The organism is Neptuniibacter sp. QD29_5 (genome assembly GCF_047778125.1).
Taxonomy (GTDB): Bacteria; Pseudomonadota; Gammaproteobacteria; order Pseudomonadales; family Balneatricaceae; genus Neptuniibacter.
In genome coordinates, this window is sequence record NZ_CP180556.1 from 539,846 (window position 1) to 557,178 (window position 17,333).

13 protein-coding genes are annotated in these 17,333 nt (G+C 44.0%); 6 read left to right on the forward strand and 7 right to left on the reverse strand.

The window, feature by feature from the left end:
- Position 1 precedes the first annotated feature (1 nt).
- The 6 genes from ACMXYR_RS02325 to pseB are packed head-to-tail and all read right to left on the reverse strand — an operon-like array spanning position 2 to position 5,298.
- The gene (locus tag ACMXYR_RS02325) at positions 2 to 652 is read right to left on the reverse strand and encodes a hypothetical protein (RefSeq protein WP_415902748.1); all 651 of its coding nucleotides are present in this window, start codon (positions 650 to 652) and stop codon (positions 2 to 4) included.
- The gene (gene pseG / locus ACMXYR_RS02330) at positions 653 to 1,735 is read right to left on the reverse strand and encodes a UDP-2,4-diacetamido-2,4,6-trideoxy-beta-L-altropyranose hydrolase (RefSeq protein WP_415902749.1); all 1,083 of its coding nucleotides are present in this window, start codon (positions 1,733 to 1,735) and stop codon (positions 653 to 655) included. It abuts the gene before it with no gap.
- Positions 1,732 to 2,406 carry a PIG-L deacetylase family protein gene (locus tag ACMXYR_RS02335; protein WP_415902750.1) on the reverse strand — a complete coding sequence of 225 codons (675 nt, stop codon included), beginning with the start codon at positions 2,404 to 2,406 and terminating at the stop codon, positions 1,732 to 1,734. Before ACMXYR_RS02335 ends, pseG begins: the two co-directional genes overlap by 4 nt.
- Complete coding sequence (pseF, locus tag ACMXYR_RS02340) at positions 2,403 to 3,101, reverse strand: pseudaminic acid cytidylyltransferase (protein WP_415902751.1); 699 nt, start codon at positions 3,099 to 3,101, stop codon at positions 2,403 to 2,405. The genes ACMXYR_RS02335 and pseF overlap by 4 nt, the downstream gene beginning before the upstream one ends.
- A gap of 37 nt (positions 3,102 to 3,138) precedes the next feature.
- Entirely contained in the window at positions 3,139 to 4,293 is a 1,155-nt protein-coding gene (pseC, locus tag ACMXYR_RS02345; RefSeq protein ID WP_415902752.1) for a UDP-4-amino-4,6-dideoxy-N-acetyl-beta-L-altrosamine transaminase, read from the reverse strand.
- A 3-nt stretch (positions 4,294 to 4,296) separates the two neighbouring features.
- Positions 4,297 to 5,298: a UDP-N-acetylglucosamine 4,6-dehydratase (inverting) gene (pseB, locus tag ACMXYR_RS02350; protein WP_415902753.1), complete on the reverse strand. Its 1,002-nt coding sequence runs from the start codon at positions 5,296 to 5,298 to the stop codon at positions 4,297 to 4,299.
- Between the two features lie 207 nt (positions 5,299 to 5,505).
- On the opposite strand from pseB, the gene fliS reads away from it, so the two are divergent.
- The 6 genes from fliS (at position 5,506) to ACMXYR_RS02380 (ending at position 13,005) form a co-directional block, all read left to right on the forward strand.
- Positions 5,506 to 5,910, forward strand: a complete 405-nt coding sequence (gene fliS / locus ACMXYR_RS02355) for a flagellar export chaperone FliS (protein WP_415902754.1) — start codon at positions 5,506 to 5,508, stop codon at positions 5,908 to 5,910.
- A 188-nt stretch (positions 5,911 to 6,098) separates the two neighbouring features.
- On the forward strand, positions 6,099 to 7,520 hold the full coding sequence (locus ACMXYR_RS02360) for a sigma-54 dependent transcriptional regulator (protein ID WP_415902755.1): 1,422 nt from the start codon (positions 6,099 to 6,101) through the stop codon (positions 7,518 to 7,520).
- A gap of 1 nt (position 7,521) precedes the next feature.
- On the forward strand, positions 7,522 to 8,625 hold the full coding sequence (locus ACMXYR_RS02365; RefSeq protein ID WP_415902756.1) for a sensor histidine kinase: 1,104 nt from the start codon (positions 7,522 to 7,524) through the stop codon (positions 8,623 to 8,625).
- Between the two features lie 11 nt (positions 8,626 to 8,636).
- A complete protein-coding gene (locus ACMXYR_RS02370) occupies positions 8,637 to 10,010 on the forward strand; it encodes a sigma-54-dependent transcriptional regulator (protein WP_415902757.1) in 1,374 nt (457 codons plus the stop codon).
- Positions 10,011 to 10,230: 220 nt separating this feature from the next.
- Positions 10,231 to 12,183, forward strand: coding sequence for an acetate--CoA ligase (gene acs, locus ACMXYR_RS02375; RefSeq protein ID WP_415902758.1), 1,953 nt, complete (start codon positions 10,231 to 10,233; stop codon positions 12,181 to 12,183).
- 156 nt (positions 12,184 to 12,339) lie between these two features.
- Positions 12,340 to 13,005 (forward strand): response regulator transcription factor, encoded by a 666-nt coding sequence (locus ACMXYR_RS02380; RefSeq protein WP_415902759.1) that lies wholly within the window; start codon positions 12,340 to 12,342, stop codon positions 13,003 to 13,005.
- A gap of 69 nt (positions 13,006 to 13,074) precedes the next feature.
- On the opposite strand, the gene ACMXYR_RS02385 is transcribed toward ACMXYR_RS02380, so the two are convergent.
- Complete coding sequence (locus ACMXYR_RS02385) at positions 13,075 to 17,025, reverse strand: NahK/ErcS family hybrid sensor histidine kinase/response regulator (RefSeq protein WP_415902760.1); 3,951 nt, start codon at positions 17,023 to 17,025, stop codon at positions 13,075 to 13,077.
- Positions 17,026 to 17,333 lie beyond the last annotated feature (308 nt).

Here is a 17,333-nt window from a genome sequence, read left to right on the forward strand (position 1 = left end):
ATCAATCATCCTTAGAACGAAGACTTATGCTTAGCTGGTATTCCTTGCCAAGATGCCGAAAAAAAACTGGATATCGTTCATTATCAGCAACTCTAAAAGCATTAAACAATTCAAGGAGAGTCCGTTCGGGGTCAACTTCACTATCATCAGCAGAACGTCTTGGATAATAGCTGGGCTCCCCTATCTGAGGCTCTCCATTCTCCTGCAAAGTTTCAAAGTTGAGTAAAAACGTCTCAACAAGTTTCAACGTTTCTTTAGCCTGTTTTTGTCGTAACTCATCAACCAACTCCGTGCCCTCAAGTGAAATAAATGAACGCAGATAAACAATACCCGAATCAACCTTTTCACCTGCCTCAAGCAAGCAAATTGGAATATTACGTTTACCTTCTAAGACCTGCCAAGTCATTGGCGACCACCCGCGCCCTCTCGGGAGATCACTCTCATGCACTACAACACAATGATTAAACCCTGCCCGTTTATGCTCAGGCACCATCTGCCCGCACCCCAACAGGAAACATATATCACCGCATCCTAGCTCAGCCACCTTATGAACCCAATGAACATCATGTCCATCATTAACAGAAGACTGACACAAATCTTCAAGATAATGGTTTATCCAGCTACTTTCATCACTCAGTATCCAAATATTCATCTACACACAAACCTCCATCAGCACGTCCGCAACTCTATCGCATCCCAAACCATCAACTACTCTCTGACCTTCAGCAGACATGTTGAATAACTTATCCGGCTGGAGTGCAAATTCAGATACGGCAGCAAAGAAATCTTGCTCGACTACTTGATTACTAACCCCTAAATGAATAGCAAGGCCTAACTCATCTAGAGATTTGCTGATGAACTCTTGATTCTCTGCCACAGAAACGATTACAGAAGGCACTCCCAGGCACAACCTCTCCCAAGACGTAGCCCCACCTGCACCAATCATTAAATCCGTGTCAAACATCAAGTTAGATAAACTCTTCTGAGGTTCAAGTACGACTGTATTAGGTCTCAATTGAGCCTGTCGAAGTAATTCCTGCTTATGGGGTGGATCATTAGCACCAACTACTATACAGACCTCTATATCTTCAAATTTAGCATCTGATAAAGCCTTCAAAGCCATACTAGATAAATTATCTGGATCAACTCCGCCAAAATAAACTAGCACCTTGTTAAGCTTAGAAGAATACTTAGTTTCCTGCTGTCGTAGCTGTATGTACTCATCAGCTAATAATGCATAACTAGGTCCCAAAAAACACTGGCATTGAGAGGGAATCAGAGAATTATAACGTTCTTTACTAGCAGAGAGATTCTGATCAAGTAAAAAATCGCAATCATGAGGTCGATTATTCAGATCATCGATAACCATAATGCGACCTACATGAGGCCTAAGCTGCGTCTCCCACGAAGCGCTTAGAGAATAATGATCAACAATTAAAAGGGCTGGTCTAAAATCAAATAAAGTCTGAATAGTCTCTTGTGCGTCCTTCTCCTGGCTTACTCCAAGCCATGCATCATAAGAATCGGCAGTAGAAGCCACAACAGAAGGACAAGCTAAGTGACGCACTTCAAAGCCATCATTCTCTAAAAGGGCAATTAAATTGCCATGATGCTCCCGGCATATAAAAAGCACCTTAACGCCTCTCTGCTTAAGTTTTGCAGCTAACGTTCGGCACCTAATAAGATGTCCGCTCCCCATAGCGCTCGAAGCATCAACCCTAACTGCTACTTTCATGCAAGCATTCGTCCAAGAATATATGCCTCGGCCGCGTCAACACCTATAGTTGCACCTCGCCAATGACACAAAGCATCAATTGCTTTGGCAGAACGAGGGTGGGGCCACTCTCTCATTTCAAGTGTATATGCCAGCAACGCCTCCTGCTTTTTCTTAAGAAAGCAGCCAGAGATGTCTACAAAATAATTGGGCACAAATGCATGGCCATCCCCAGGAGAGCGCCATTCTGTGCTAGAAGCTACTTCAAAGAAGAGTAAATTCTTAACACTGTGGCCAGGTGTAGGCCTGCAAGCAGTTACCACTGCCTCATGCGCCAATCGATGATCGATATTCAAATCACCTGAGTGATGTGTAATTACTGTATGAGGTCGTAGCTGACTTATATAGCGCTCTATTAACTGTACAATTTCTAACAGGGGGACAGTGTCTAACCTGTTGTCAGGGAACTGTCCGGTAAAAACTACTTCATATCCCAAAATTGCAGAAGCCGCCTCTAAAGCCTCTAACCTTGCTGGCAGCGCGCTGTTAGCTGCACTGTCAGACCTCGAAGACACTCCATCAGCAATAAACATAACTTTGACTGGCACGCCTTCACTAACATACTTTGCTATAGTCCCTCCACAGCCCAAAACTTCATCATCAGGATGTGCTGCAACAACCAAAACAGTCATTCTTTGGTCTCCAACGCTTCCAAACCAACGAACATTAACTCAGCCCTACGCCAGTCATCATTCGTATCAATATCCTGAACGCGCCAAGCGGGTATTCTCAACGCATAGGTATCTCGGGTAAAAAACGGCTTTAGCTCTAGCCAAGCTGCCGCTTTACCCCAGTAAAACTGCCCTGCATCATGCAGCGCTTCAGGCAAGTCCTGTGTGCGACAAGTAAACTTATCAGGATAGAACATCTCTATACTGCCGTCAGTATTCTGCTGAAAAGACCGAAAGATCGGTGCATTGAATTCGCAAGCTGGGATTACATAGGACCAACCATTATTTAATTCTTGATAAGCTTGCTGAACATCCTTAGATCGGATGAAAGGAGCGGTTGCATAAATACAACAAACATCCTCTACTTGGTCACCTTCGCTCTGTATATATTGAATAGCATGCTTGACGACTTCAGCGGTGCCTGTGAAGTCATCGGCAATATCTGCTGGGCGTGTAAAAGGAACTTCTGCGCCATATTCTGACGCGATTTCAGCAATCTCTTCATCATCTGTAGATACAACAATTCGGTCAAATATACATGCCTGTTGAGCGGCTTCAATCGACCATGCGATCATTGGTTTTCCCACGAAGGGCTTAATATTCTTTCTAGGTATACGTTTGCTGCCGCCTCGAGCAGGAATAATGGCTAGTTTCATAGAGTGCCTTTATAGCGATAACTCAATAACAAGAATACTACGGTTTCAGGTGCTTATGTAACGAATCATTGATGTATGCGATCTCTTTATTAGATAGCTTAGGGTGAAGTGGGATAGTGATCGCTCTTTCGTAATATCTTTCGGCATTTGGGTAATCACCTTTAGCAAAACCAAAGTGTTGGTAGTAAGGCTGAAGATGAATGGGAATATAGTGAACGTTAACGCCAATGCCGTCTTCACGTAACTGATTAAAAAGTGTTAAACGGTCAATGGGGGCGTTATCTTGGAGTTGTATAGGGTACAGGTGAAGAGATGAGTAGCTTGTTTTTCGCCTTGAAGGGAGTTGTATAGGTAGGTCGGATAAAAGTTCTTCGTAACGATCAGCTATAGCATGTCGCGTTTTAATGTATTGGTCTATGCGTTTTAGTTGCTCTAGGCCTAGGGTGGCATGGATATCTGTCATTCTGTAATTAAAACCGAGGTCTTGTTGCTCATAGTACCAAGGTCCATCGTTGTTCTTGAGTAACTGAGAGTCTCTGGTAATTCCATGGCTCATGAGTGAACGCATTTTCTTAGCTAAGGCCTGATCGTTAGTTACAGCACATCCACCTTCACCAGATGTAATAATTTTGACTGGGTGAAAGCTGAAAATAGTAATGTCGCTATACACACCCGAGCCAGTTTTTATAGTTTGGTACCTTGAACCAATGGCGTGAGATGCATCTTCAATGACTTTAATATTATATTGCTTTGCTAAATCACTAATGGCCTTCATATCGCTAGGCTCGCCAGCAAAGTCGACAACGACCAAAATTTTAGGAAGCTGATTGAGTTTTTCGGCCTCGATCAATTTTTGTTTGAGTGCGTTCGGGCATAAATTGAAATGAATAAGCTCAATGTCTACAAAATCGATTGTGGCACCGCAATAGAGGCCGCAGTTCGCACTGGCAACAAAGGAGTTGGGAGAGGTCCATAGGCGATCTCCGTCAGATAGACCCAATGCAAGGCAAGCAATATGTAGTGCTGAGGTGGCGCTATTAGTCGCTACAGCATGTGAACTACCGCAATAATTCGCTATTGAACTTTCAAATTCAGAGACTTTTGGGCCTTGAGTTAAAAACGTTGATCTGAGAGTTTTGGTGACGGCTCTAATATCTTCTTCTGTAATATCTTGTGTGCCATAAGGGATCATTGATTAGAAACCCAACTTTTTATTGAGTTTTTGGATTTCTTTTATGCTCAGGAATTGTTCATTAGTACCTGAATTGTATTCAAAGCCTTGAGATACAGGGGTGCCTATCTCTCCGAGGTTATTGGTCGTGAAATCATTGTCGATATCGTTAAGAATAATTGAAGGGCGAAGAACGAAATGGTCGCCAAATTGAAGTGTGAGATGCGAGTCATCAGAAGGGCACATGATTTCATGGACTTTTTCGCCAGGGCGAATGCCAATGATCTCTTGTTTAAGGCTAGGTGCCATAGCTTTGGCTAGGTCGGTAATACGTACGGACGGTATTTTAGGTACAAAAATTTCACCGCCACTCATTCTTGCAAAGTTTGTTAGAACAAAATCTACGCCTTCTTGTAGAGTGATCCAGAAGCGCGTCATCTTTGTATCGGTAATAGGCAGTGTTTTGTTGTCATCTTCAATAAGTTTTTTGAAGAAGGGTACGACAGATCCCCGTGAACCTACTACATTGCCATAGCGCACAACACTGAATCGAGTAGGATGCCCGCCGGCCATATTGTTTGCTGCTACAAATAGCTTGTCAGAAGCTAGTTTTGTTGCCCCGTAAAGATTGATGGGGTTTGCGGCCTTATCAGTGGATAAGGCAATAACTTTTTTAACGTCATTTTCTAAAGCAGCTCGAATAACATTTTCTGCGCCGTGGATGTTGGTTCTGATACACTCAGTTGGATTGTATTCAGCGGCTGGCACTTGTTTTAAAGCAGCTGCGTGAATGACATAGTCTACATTCTGCATTGCTTGCCTTAATCTTTCCTTGTCGCGAACGTCACCTATAAAATAACGCATGCACGGAGCATTGAACTCTTGCTGCATTTCAAATTGTTTAAGCTCGTCCCTTGAATAGATAATGATTTTTTTTGGCTTGAATCGGCTCAGAAGAGTTTCTGTGTATTTTCTGCCGAATGAGCCTGTCCCACCAGTAATGAGTATTGATTGATCATCGAACATTATGTTTTCTATCCAAATGAATGCTTAATATTTATATCGACCAAATTTCTGCATTAATGAATATTTTAGCCTTGATTTGAAAGGCTTACGGAATAAAAGGTCTAATGAATTGTAGCTTAGCAGACGCAAGATCATTAAAGGAAGCTCTCTTTGTGCCGACTATTCAGTATAATAATGTGTACTTGAACTAATTTTTAAGGTGTTTGCATGGCTGTTAATTTAAATGCCCTTAAGCAGTATCAAAGTGTTGATCTGCGCGCGACTATAGAAACGGCAAGTCCTCACAAGCTTATTTCTATGTTGTTCGATGGTGCCATGGGGGCGCTCGCAAAGGCAAAAGGAGCAATAGAGCGAGATAGTATTGAAGACAGAACTCTGCACCTAAATAAGGCTTCAGAGATTATCGTAGGTCTCCGTGGAAGTCTTGACCTTGAAGGGGGCGGAGAGGTCGCTGCAAATTTAGATGGTCTTTATGACTATATGTTGCGCTCTGTTATGCAAGCTAATCGGGAGAATGATGCTGAAAAGGTTCAGGAAGTGATGAATCTAATGCTGGAAATCAGACAGGGTTGGTCTGAGATGCCGAATGATATTCAAATAGGTGAAAATTAAGTAGTAATGCAGTTAGTAATTGCAAAAAAAGGCCGCAGATATGCGGCCTTTTTTGTTGGTAGGTATCTTTTGTGTCAAAAAAATAACTAAAGCGTTATGTTTTTTTCTTTGTGACATTTTATTGACATTTTTGCGTCAGGGGTTAATTATTACCACTATTAACAAGTATCTTTGGATAATGGTAAGGCATGTCTTCGGTTTTAGTCATAGATGATGATTTAAGTCGGCGGGAGCTTTTAAGTTCCGCTTTTTCTTTTCTCGATCAGCCGTGTGAATTTTGCGGCTTTGTGGATTGGTTTCAATCCAACGCTGATATCGATGTAGCTCAGATCAACTTGGTATTGCTTGGGCAAAGCCAGTTACCTATATCATTAGAAAAACTTGTTAAAGATCTTCAAGATAAGTTTGCTACGATTGCAGTAGTAACCTTGGATGAATGGTCTGAGGTTAAAGAGCTTCCTGATTCCTTAGCTCAGTGTGTGGTTGGACAGCTTTCCGTACCGTTTAAATATCAACAATTATTAGATTGTTTGCATCGAGCTCAGTTATTTAGATTAAGAGTAGATGATACCTCTCTTTCTCAGATGGCCATTTTTTCTGGTTTGGTAGGTATAAGTCAGCCGATGCTGAATGTAAGGCGGTCGATGTCTCAAGTTGCAGGCCGGGATGTAAATGTATTGATTACCGGTGAGTCGGGCACAGGTAAAGAAGTGGTTGCTCGCAGCTTGCATGAGCACTCTGTACGCAAAGATGGCCCGTTTGTTCCGATTAACTGTGGAGCGATTCCTGCAGATCTTCTTGAAAGTGAGCTCTTTGGTCACGAAAAAGGCGCATTTACTGGGGCTGTATCAAGTCGTCCAGGGCGTTTTGAATTGGCTCAAGGAGGAACGCTATTTTTAGACGAAATAGGAGATATGCCGCTGCCTATGCAGGTGAAGCTCCTACGAGTACTGCAGGAGCGTAAATTCGAGCGCATTGGTGGGACTAAGACTTTAGATGCTGATATTCGAGTGATTGCAGCTACACATAAAAACTTGGACGAGATGATCGAAACGGGCGAGTTTCGGGAAGATTTATATTACCGTCTAAATGTCTTCCCTATAGATATGCCGCCATTAAGAGAGCGTGTAGGTGACCTGCCTTTATTGTTGGATGAGCTATCACGTCGTCTTCCAGAGCAAGGTTTAGATGCCGTTCGTTTTCAAAATAGTGCGATCGCGTCCCTACAATTGCATCCTTGGCCAGGGAATGTACGCGAGCTCTCCAACTTAATTGAGCGTCTGGCGATTCTTTATCCGAATGGAGTCGTCGGCGTTTCTGAACTGCCTTCTAAGTTTCAGAATGTTCCCGAACCTAATCCTGAGCTATATGAAGTGGCTGGTGATACTGACGCCATTGAAGCTACATTTTCATCACATTCTATAGGGCTAGATCAGTTGCCAGATGATGGGATCGACCTTAAAAAACATTTGGAAACGATCGAGCAGCGGTTATTGGAACAAGCGCTTGCTGTAAATGACAATGTAGTTGCGCGAGCTGCGGAGACGTTAAATATCCGACGGACTACTTTGGTAGAGAAAATGCGTAAATATGGGATGCAGCGTAAGTAATATGTCTAGTGAACAACAGTACCTACAGCGCATAGAGCAATTAGAGAGTGAGCTGTCTGCTAGTAAAGCAAAATTGGCTCAACTTGAAGCAACTCAAAGCCAGAATAGTCAGCAGCTTAATGATCGCTTTCAACATCTGTTATCCGTGATGCCTGTTGGTGTCGTTATTATTGATGGTTCTGGGGTGATTTCAGAAGTTAATTCGGTAGCCGAGAACTTGTTGGGTTCTCCTATCAAAGGACAGCCGTGGTTTAAGATAATTGAACGTAGCTTTGCTCCTCAAAATGATGATGGTCATGAAGTTTCATTAAAAGATGGGCGTAAAGTCAGTTTGATGACACGAGCAATGGACAATGAACCAGGGCAATTGGTGGTATTAACGGATCAGACTGAAACCCGCCTTCTTCAAGGGCGTTTGTCTCATTATCAGCGTCTGTCTGAAATGGGACGGATGATGGCGTCACTTGCCCATCAAATCAGAACGCCTCTTTCGGCGGCCTTACTTTATGTTGATCATCTTAATCGCCCAGATCTATTACAAGAGCAGCGTCAGAAATTTGCCAGTAAGGCTAAGTCACGCCTAACCAATTTAGAACAGCAAGTTCGGGATATGCTGATTTTTGCCCGTGGTGAGATGCGCTTGGATGAGCAGGTCAGCTCTAAAATGCTAATGGCTGAGCTGGAAGATATGCTTGATGTGCCTTTGGTTAACTTTGATGCCGACTGTGATTGTGTGAATTCTGTCCCTGAATATAGTTTGCAATGCAATAAAGAGGCGCTCTTAGGTGTTTGTAGTAACTTGATCGAGAATGCTTTACAGGCATGTGGTAAAGGGGCTGAGTTAATGGTTCGATTTGCTGATCAAGAAGGAAAACTCCGTATAGATGTGATTGATCAAGGCCCAGGTATGGACGCTGAAGAATTAAAAAAGGCGCTTGAGCCATTCTATACCACTAAATCCCATGGCACAGGGTTGGGTTTAGCTGTAGCTCAAGTTGTAGCGCACGCTCACCATGGTCAATTTTTACTTAATTCTCTGCCGGGTCAGGGAACAGTCGCAAGTCTAGTCTTGCCGGCAACAATGTCTGCTTCGGAAGAGGGTTAAAAGGATCTGCAATGGCTAATCGTATATTAATAGTTGAAGATGATAACGAGTTACGCGAAGCGCTTTGCGATACGTTGGAATTGGCAGGTTTTGAATACCTGGAAGCTGAAGATGCTGAAACGGCTTTGGAAATATTGACCCGTCAGCAGGTGGCGATGGTGGTAACCGATGTCAATATGCCGGGAATGGATGGGCATCAGTTACTCGACAGAATTCACGAAACTTACCCAGCGCTACCGGTTATGCTTATCACTGCATTTGGGCAGGTAAGCAAAGCTGTAGAAGCCATCAAGGCCGGCGCGGTTGATTACTTGATGAAACCGTTTGATTCTGATGCCTTGATATCATCGGTACGCCGCTTTGCGGTAGGTGAAACGGTAGCAAGTGAAATGGAGCAGCCGATTGCGGAAGAGCCTAGTAGTCAGCAACTGCTGCAGTTGGCTCGTCGCGTAGCAGCGTCAGATTCTACAGTGTTGATCTCTGGAGAGTCAGGTACAGGTAAAGAGGTTTTGGCTCAATATATCCACAATCACTCTTCGCGGGCTAAAAAACCATTTATTGCGATTAACTGTGCTGCAATCCCTGAGAATATGCTTGAAGCTACCTTGTTTGGTCACGAAAAAGGGGCTTTTACAGGTGCCTATGCAAGTGCGCCCGGTAAGTTTGAACAGGCTGATGGCGGTACTTTATTACTTGATGAGATCTCAGAGATGGATCTTGGGTTGCAGGCAAAGTTGCTTCGAGTCTTACAGGAACAAGAAGTAGAGCGAATTGGTGGGCGTAAAGTTATCAAGCTAAATGTCCGTGTATTAGCTACAACAAACCGTAAATTAGATACCTACGTTACTGAGGGTAAATTCCGAGAAGATCTCTTTTATCGCCTTAATGTATTTCCGTTGCAATGGAAACCTTTACGCGAGCGCTCGGCTGATATAGTGCCTTTGGCAGAGCGCTTATTTGGTAAGTATTGCCAGAAAATGCAGCGCATATCTGTAGCGCTGTCTGATGATGTTAAGCGTTTGATGACCGATTATTCTTGGCCGGGTAATGTTCGAGAATTAGATAATGTTGTACAGCGAGCTCTGATACTTCAGTCGGGCACAGAGATCGGTATTGCTGATCTTATGCTCAACCCTGAAGACATATCGCAGACAGCTGTATCTGATGTGAATCAAGAAACTGCTCAAGATGAAGATCTTTCAGGGCAGTTGGGAGAGGGAGTTCGTCAGCGAGAGTTTCAGTTGATTATTGATGCCCTAAAAGCGACTCATGGAAGTCGAAAAGAAGCGGCAGAGAATCTGGGGATAAGCCCGCGTACTCTGCGATACAAGCTAGCTAAGATGCGTGAGCAAGGCTTAGATTTAGATAAACTTCTTGGTCGTTAATAAGGTTGAAAAGATCTCATTTGCGAGCTTAGAAAAAAAACTTGTAGAGACTAAGGTCTTACGCCGGATATACCAATGTCTAATTCAGAGCCCTGCTACCCCTTCTGTATAAATCTAGGTACTGATATAAAGCCTCAAACTGACTCGTAGAATAATAATATTGAAGTAGAGCGATCTGGGGTTATTTTAGAACTAAAACAATCAAGCTAAGGGCATCACGATGAGTGAAAAGGTATATCCAGTAAGTCCGGAGATTGCGGCAAACGCGCACATCGACAACGAAAAATATGAAGCGATGTATGAGCAATCAGTTAACGATCCGGATACATTCTGGGGTGAAGCAGGTAAGCGCCTGGATTGGTTTAAACCATACACTAAAGTTAAAAACACCACTTTTGATCCGCATAACGTAGATATCCGTTGGTACGAAGATGGTACGTTGAACGCTTCTCACAACTGTCTTGATCGTCACCTAGAAACTCGTGGTGATCAGGTTGCTATCATCTGGGAAGGTGATGATCCAAGCGAATCTGAAAATATCACTTACCGTGATCTTCATGAGCGCGTTTGTAAGTTTTCTAACGCTCTTAAAGCTCGTGGCGTAGAGAAAGGCGATGTTGTAACTCTTTACATGCCTATGATTCCAGAAGCTGCTGTAGCTATGTTGGCATGTACTCGTATTGGTGCTGTCCACTCTATCGTATTTGGTGGTTTCTCTCCTGAAGCACTAGCAGCTCGTATCGAAGGTGCGAAGTCTAAAGTTGTTGTAACGTCTAACTACTCTTTGCGTGCAGGCAAATCTGTTCCGCTTAAAGCTAACGTAGACAAAGCGTTAGAGCATGATGCAGCTAAAGCGCATGTTGAAAGCGTAATCGTTGTTAAGCGCGTTGAGCAAGATGTTGCTTGGGATAGCAATGTTGATGTTTGGTACGAAGATCTAGTAGCTGAAGCATCTGCTGATTGCCCTGCTGAAGAGATGAACGCTGAAGATCCAATGTTCATTCTTTACACGTCTGGTTCTACTGGTGCGCCAAAAGGTCTGAAGCACACTACTGGTGGTTACATGGTTTACGCTTCCATGACTCACGAGTACGCGTTCGACTACAAAGAAGGTGATATCTACTGGTGTACTGCTGACGTAGGTTGGGTTACTGGTCACTCTTACATCGTATACGGACCACTAGCTAACGGTGCAACTTCACTAATGTTTGAAGGTGTTCCAAGCTACCCAGATAACAGCCGTTTCGGCCGTGTTATCGAAAAACACAAAGTTAACCAGTTCTACACTGCACCAACGGCTATTCGTGCATTGATGCAGCAAGGTGAAGATGTACTAGGTGATTCTGACCTATCTACACTACGTATCCTTGGTTCTGTAGGTGAGCCAATCAACCCAGAAGCTTGGGAATGGTACCACCGCATTATCGGTCAGGGTCGTTGCCCAATCGTTGATACTTGGTGGCAGACTGAAACTGGCGGCATGATGATTCTTCCTCTGCCAGGTGCTACTGCAGCTAAGCCAGGTGCAGCATCTCGTCCATTCTTCGGTATTCAGCCAGCACTTCTAGATGCTGATGGTAACGAGTTGGAAGGTGCCACTGACGGTAACCTAGTAATTAAAGATTCTTGGCCATCTCAGGCTCGTTCTATCTGGGGTGATCACGAGCGCTTTATCCAAACTTACTTCTCTACATACAAGGGTGTATACACTACTGGTGATGGTTGTCGTCGTGATGAAGACGGTTACTACTGGATCACAGGTCGTGTAGATGACGTAATCAACGTATCTGGCCACCGTATGGGTACTGCGGAAGTTGAGTCTGCACTAGTAGCTCACGAAGCAGTTGCTGAAGCAGCAGTAGTTGGCTACCCGCACGAAGTTAAGGGTCAAGGTATCTACGTTTATGTAACTCTACAGTCTGGTTTCGAGCAGTCTGACGAGCTACTTAAAGAGCTACGTATGCATGTACGTTCTGAGATCGGTCCAATCGCATCTCCAGACTTGATTCAATTCGCGCCAGGCATGCCTAAGACACGTTCTGGTAAGATCATGCGTCGTATCCTTCGTAAGATCGCTGAAGACGATTTCGGTGCTTTGGGTGATACTTCTACACTTGCAGATCCATCTGTAGTAGATGACCTAATCGAAAACCGTATGAACCGTCAGGACTAATTTTTCTTATAAATTAGTCTGAAAAAACTCCTGTAAGTCGCGGATTACCCGAGACTTGCGGGAGTTTTTTGTTTTATAGTGGTATTCTCTTCACTGGATTAACCGTTCATTAACGGTTGGCGTTCGTCACAGGGTTCTTAAGGGGGAAGTGAACGCATGCAGTTAGCACAAAAAATTATTATTGCAGATGACCATCCGTTGTTCCGTGCAGCTTTAAAACAGGCTGTTACTCAGGCGATGCCTGGTGTAGAAACAATCGAAGCGGATTCGTTGACAGCAGTTCAAGAAGCCGTTGATCAGCACTCTGATGCAGATCTGGTGTTATTAGATATCCACATGCCAGGTACAAATGGCTTTTCTGGTCTAGTGTTCTTGCGTGGTCAAAACCCGGGAATCCCTGTTGTAGTTGTATCAGGCAGTGAACAGCCAAACGTAATGAAACGTGCCATCGATTATGGTGCGTCAGGTTTTATTCCTAAATCTGCACCTTTAGAAACGATTGGTGAAGCCATTGTTGCTGTACTTGAAGGTGAGGAATGGTTGCCACAAGAAGTAGCTGATAATTTAGGTGATGTAAGCGAAGATGATCAGAAATTCGCTGCAGCATTGTCTGCATTAACGCCTCAACAGTTCCGTGTATTGACGATGCTGACTGAAGGGTTGTTAAACAAGCAGATCGCTTACGAGTTAAATGTTTCTGAGGCGACGATCAAAGCTCACGTGACAGCTATTTTGCGTAAGCTTGGTGTTCATAGTCGTACGCAAGCGGTAATTGCTGCTCAACGCCTTGGCGTCGAGCCGCCTAAGACTGATCTTGAGTAATAACTAAAAATGAAAATTTCAAAAAAGGCGCCTATGGCGCCTTTTTTATTGGTTATGCTTGGTTCAGAGTTATTCGTTTTCAGCTTCGCTAGCTCGTGCTGTGGCAATGGTTTTATTAATCATCGCTCGTAATGCCGCAGGGCGAATAGGCTTAGTTAATAGTTGTGATCCATAATCTTGGATTTCGTTCTTTACTTCTTCAGTGCGGTCAGCAGTGATAACGATGCTTGGTACTGGTTTCTCCAGCAGTGGTGCAAGGTCATCTAGAGCCATAATGCCTGTTAGCGTTTCAGATAGGTGGTAATCAGCTAGAATGATCTCTGGCTGGAATTCCTCTGATTGAATTAGGTCGGTTGCTTCTTTAGAGGAAAGGGCGACTTTCACATCGCAGCCCCAGCCGTTAAGCAGTGCGGACATGCCTTCTAGGATCTTAGGTTCGTTGTCGATCACTATAGCTCTGATTCCGTTAAGGCCTTTACTGCGGATCCAACCGCGTTTTTCGGGCTTTGGTTTAACCGCTTTAGTGCTGTCGCCAAGCGGGATCTCTACGCTGAATACAGTGCCTTTAGTTGGCCAAGAGCGAACATTAAGCTTGTGACCCAGCATACGAGCAATTCGTTCTGTAATCGCAAGCCCGAGGCCTAGACCTTGTACTTGAGAGTGCTTGGGGTTGTCGATACGTCTGAACTCTTCAAAGACCTCTTTGATTTTGTCTTCAGCTATACCTACACCTGTATCCCAGACTTCGATTCTAAGCATGTTTTTACGTCTACGACAGCCAAGCAGAATCTTGCCCTCTTGTGTATAGCGCATAGCGTTCGATAGGAAGTTTTGGATGATTCGTCTTAGGAGCTGTTGGTCCGAGCGTACAACCTTGTTGCATTGTACAGTTCGGAACTTAAGTGACTTTTTATCGGCAACTGCGGTAAATTCAGTATTTAATGCACTGAACATATCATCCAGTGAAAAATCCGTAATGGATGGCGCAAGTGCGCCTGCATCCAGTTTGGATATATCTAGAATCGCGGTGATAAGCTCTTCAGCGGCAGTCAGTGAGCCATTAAGGTTTTCAACGAGTTGGCTGGTCTCTTCGCTATGGCTTTGCTGAGCTAAGGCTGATGTGAATAAGCGCGCAGCATTAAGTGGCTGTAATAAATCGTGGCTTGCAGAGGCAAGGAATCGAGTTTTACCGAGGTTTGCATCATCAGCATCGGACTTGGCTTGACGGAGTTCGTCTTCCATTAAAGAGCGAATCGTATTTTCTTTTCGTAGCTCTTTGTTAACAACAGAGAGTGCGTGAGTACGTTCACGTACCCGTTGTTCTAGCGTCTCATTGGTCTCTTTAAGTGCTAACTCAGCTTTACGGCGCTCAGTAATATCTTGGTACAAAGTGAAGTAACCCAGTACATCGCCGTATTCGCCAATGTGTGGAATGTATTTTACTTCAGCGTAGCGAGGTTGATCGTTTTCACTTGGAAGTGTGGTTTCAAAGCGCTGACGTTTGCCTGCTAAGGCTGCGGTAATGTATGGGCTTCGTAGCTCATACTCGTCTTCGCTCATGGTCTTATAGCAAGGTTGACCTGAAATAGTATTACGATCAAGACCAAATGTTTCCGCATAGGCTTTGTTGATAAATAGATAGCGCCTTTCTGGGTCAAGATAAGCAATCAGGACCGGTACATTATCGGTATAGATCCTAATGTTTTGTTCGCTTTCTCTTAACGCCTCTTCTACATGTTTATGATCGGTGATATCCATGTAGGTGTTTACGTAGCCGCCATTTGGCATTGGGTTACCACGTACTTCAAGTACGGTGCCATCTGGGCGAAAGCGTTCGTAGCTATGTCGCTTGCCGGATTTTAGGACTTTTAAACGCTTGGTCACTTGTTCATCGTTGTTGCCTGGGCCGTATTCGCCTTTCATGGCGTTATAACGGAATACTTCCTCTATAGGTCGACCAACGCAGATGAGGCCTTCAGGGTAATCGAACATCTCTACGTAAACGCGGTTCCAAGCAACAAGTCGCATCTGTTGGTCCACTACGCTGATACCTAGGCTGATATTTTCAATGGTCGATTGCAGGAGTGAGCGGTTAAAGCGCAGTGCTTGTGAAGCTTCATCAACAATAGTTACGACATCGCCGATATGCATGTCTTTACCACGTAAAGTAGAGGCTAGGACGATACGCGCAGAGGATGCGCCGATGACACCGGCTAAAAGGCGTTCGGTAAATTGTACTAATTCTGGGGTCGCTTTATCGCCTGATAAAGGTGGTTCTTCTCCATGTTGCAGTGCGAAGCCAGTAAAGGAATGTTGAGTTCTGCTAATGCCAAGGAAGCGCTCTGTAAGCATTTGTAGATCGCCAACGGTTACCTGCCCATATTGACGTGTAGCTTCAGTTAAGTCCTTGTTGTAAACATCAACAAAGGCACTAGCTTGAATACGGTCAACAAGGCGCAAGCTCGTATATTTGGAAACTAAGAAATACAGCGAGGTATTAAAGAATAGAGACCAGAAAACACCGTGTGTAAGCGGTTCTAAGCCTTCTATTCCGAATAGCTGAGTTGGCTTTAACCACTCAATTCCAAAAATACTATTGTTTAAATATTCAGGGCCGAGTAAGCCTGCTTCACTGAATGATGGTAGTACTAATGTGTATAGCCATAGAAGGAAGCCGCCTGTTAAGCCAGCAAGCACTCCGTGCCGAGATCCTGCCTTCCAATATATACCGCCAATGATCGCTGGAAGGAATTGTGCGGCCGCAACAAAAGCAAGTAGACCGAATGAGGCGAGAGGGGATTGCTCACCTAAAATTCGATAGTAGAAGTACGCCAGAATCATTAAGCACATGATGGTAATTCGACGGACTTTGAGTAGCAGAGCACCGACATCGTTAGTGTCGGATAGGCGTAGCCAAGAGATGCGGAAAAGAAGTGGCATCACGATGTCGTTACAGACCATTGTGGATAAAGTGATACTGGCAACAATAACCATGCTAGTAGAAGCTGACAGCCCACCAATGAAAGCAAAGGTGGCGAGCTCTTTATAGTCTGCAGCTAATGGCAACATCAAAACGTAAGTGTCTGCGTCGACGCTGGTATTCTCGAAATACAGCATGCCTGCAGTCGAGATAGGTAGTACAAAGATAGCTAGAAGGATTAGGTAGATCGGAAACAACCAGCGAGCTAGCTTTAAATGGCCTGTATTAGTGTTTTCAACAATCGTTACGTGGAACTGACGTGGCAAACAGATTACTGCTGCGCAGGCGAGTAATATCTCTGTCAAAAAACTGTCGTCTAGAAATGATGAGTAATTGGAATTGTTATTGAGCTGAGTGGCTATGTTGTAGGCGAGGTCTTCGAAACCATCAAATACCTCTAGCATGACAAAAATGCCGACAGCAATGAATGCTGTAAGTTTGACGATAGATTCAAAAGCAACTGCTAATACCAAGCCTTCGTGGTGCTCTGTTGCATCAATCTGCCGAGTACCAAATAGTATGGCGAAGATCGCCATGACAATCGCAACGAAAAGGGCGGTATCACTACCCTTGCTGATAACTTCTTCTGTTCCAGGTGTAAGCGCGTTATAGCTGATTGCCACCGCTTTAAGCTGCATGGCGATGTAAGGCATGGTGCCTGTAACCGCAATGATGGTGACGAGTACTGCTAAAGCTTGGCTCTTACCGTATCTGGAAGAGATAAAGTCTGAAATTGTAGTGATGTTCTGCTGCTTACTGATGAGAATCATCTTCTCAATAAGGCGCCAGCCAAATACGAAGACGATGACAGGTCCTAGGTAGGTCGCTAAAAACTCCCAGCCGCTGGTGGTTGCCCGTCCTACAGCACCGTAAAAAGTCCATGAGGAGCAGTAAACTGCAAGAGACAGGGAGTAGATAATTGGTCGGCTGATAATGCGATCATTCTTTTGCGCACTTTTGTCACCATAATGTGCAATGGCAAATAGAAGGCCAAGGTAGGTGAAAGAGATAAGAATTATCGACCAGCCAGAAAGCATCATGAATTCCTTAATGAATAGTAAAAACAGATGTGTTGCTAGTTTACTTAATTTTGACAGGAACCCAACAATTGTCTGAATGGAGTAGTTGTGGATTTTCTAAATTAGGGTCGGCAGTGTTAATACCTTTGTCTAGAGTTTTTTGTGGTCTTTTACTACTCAATATCGAGGAAATGCCGTAATACGGCGCTTTGAAGCGACTTTTCAATAGCTTAGAGGAAAGTTGAGTCGACTAAAGTTTAGCTTTGTTTGGCTGCGCTGTTTGTTAGTCTCTTACAGTCTTAAATTTTCACCAATTTTTAAATAACAAA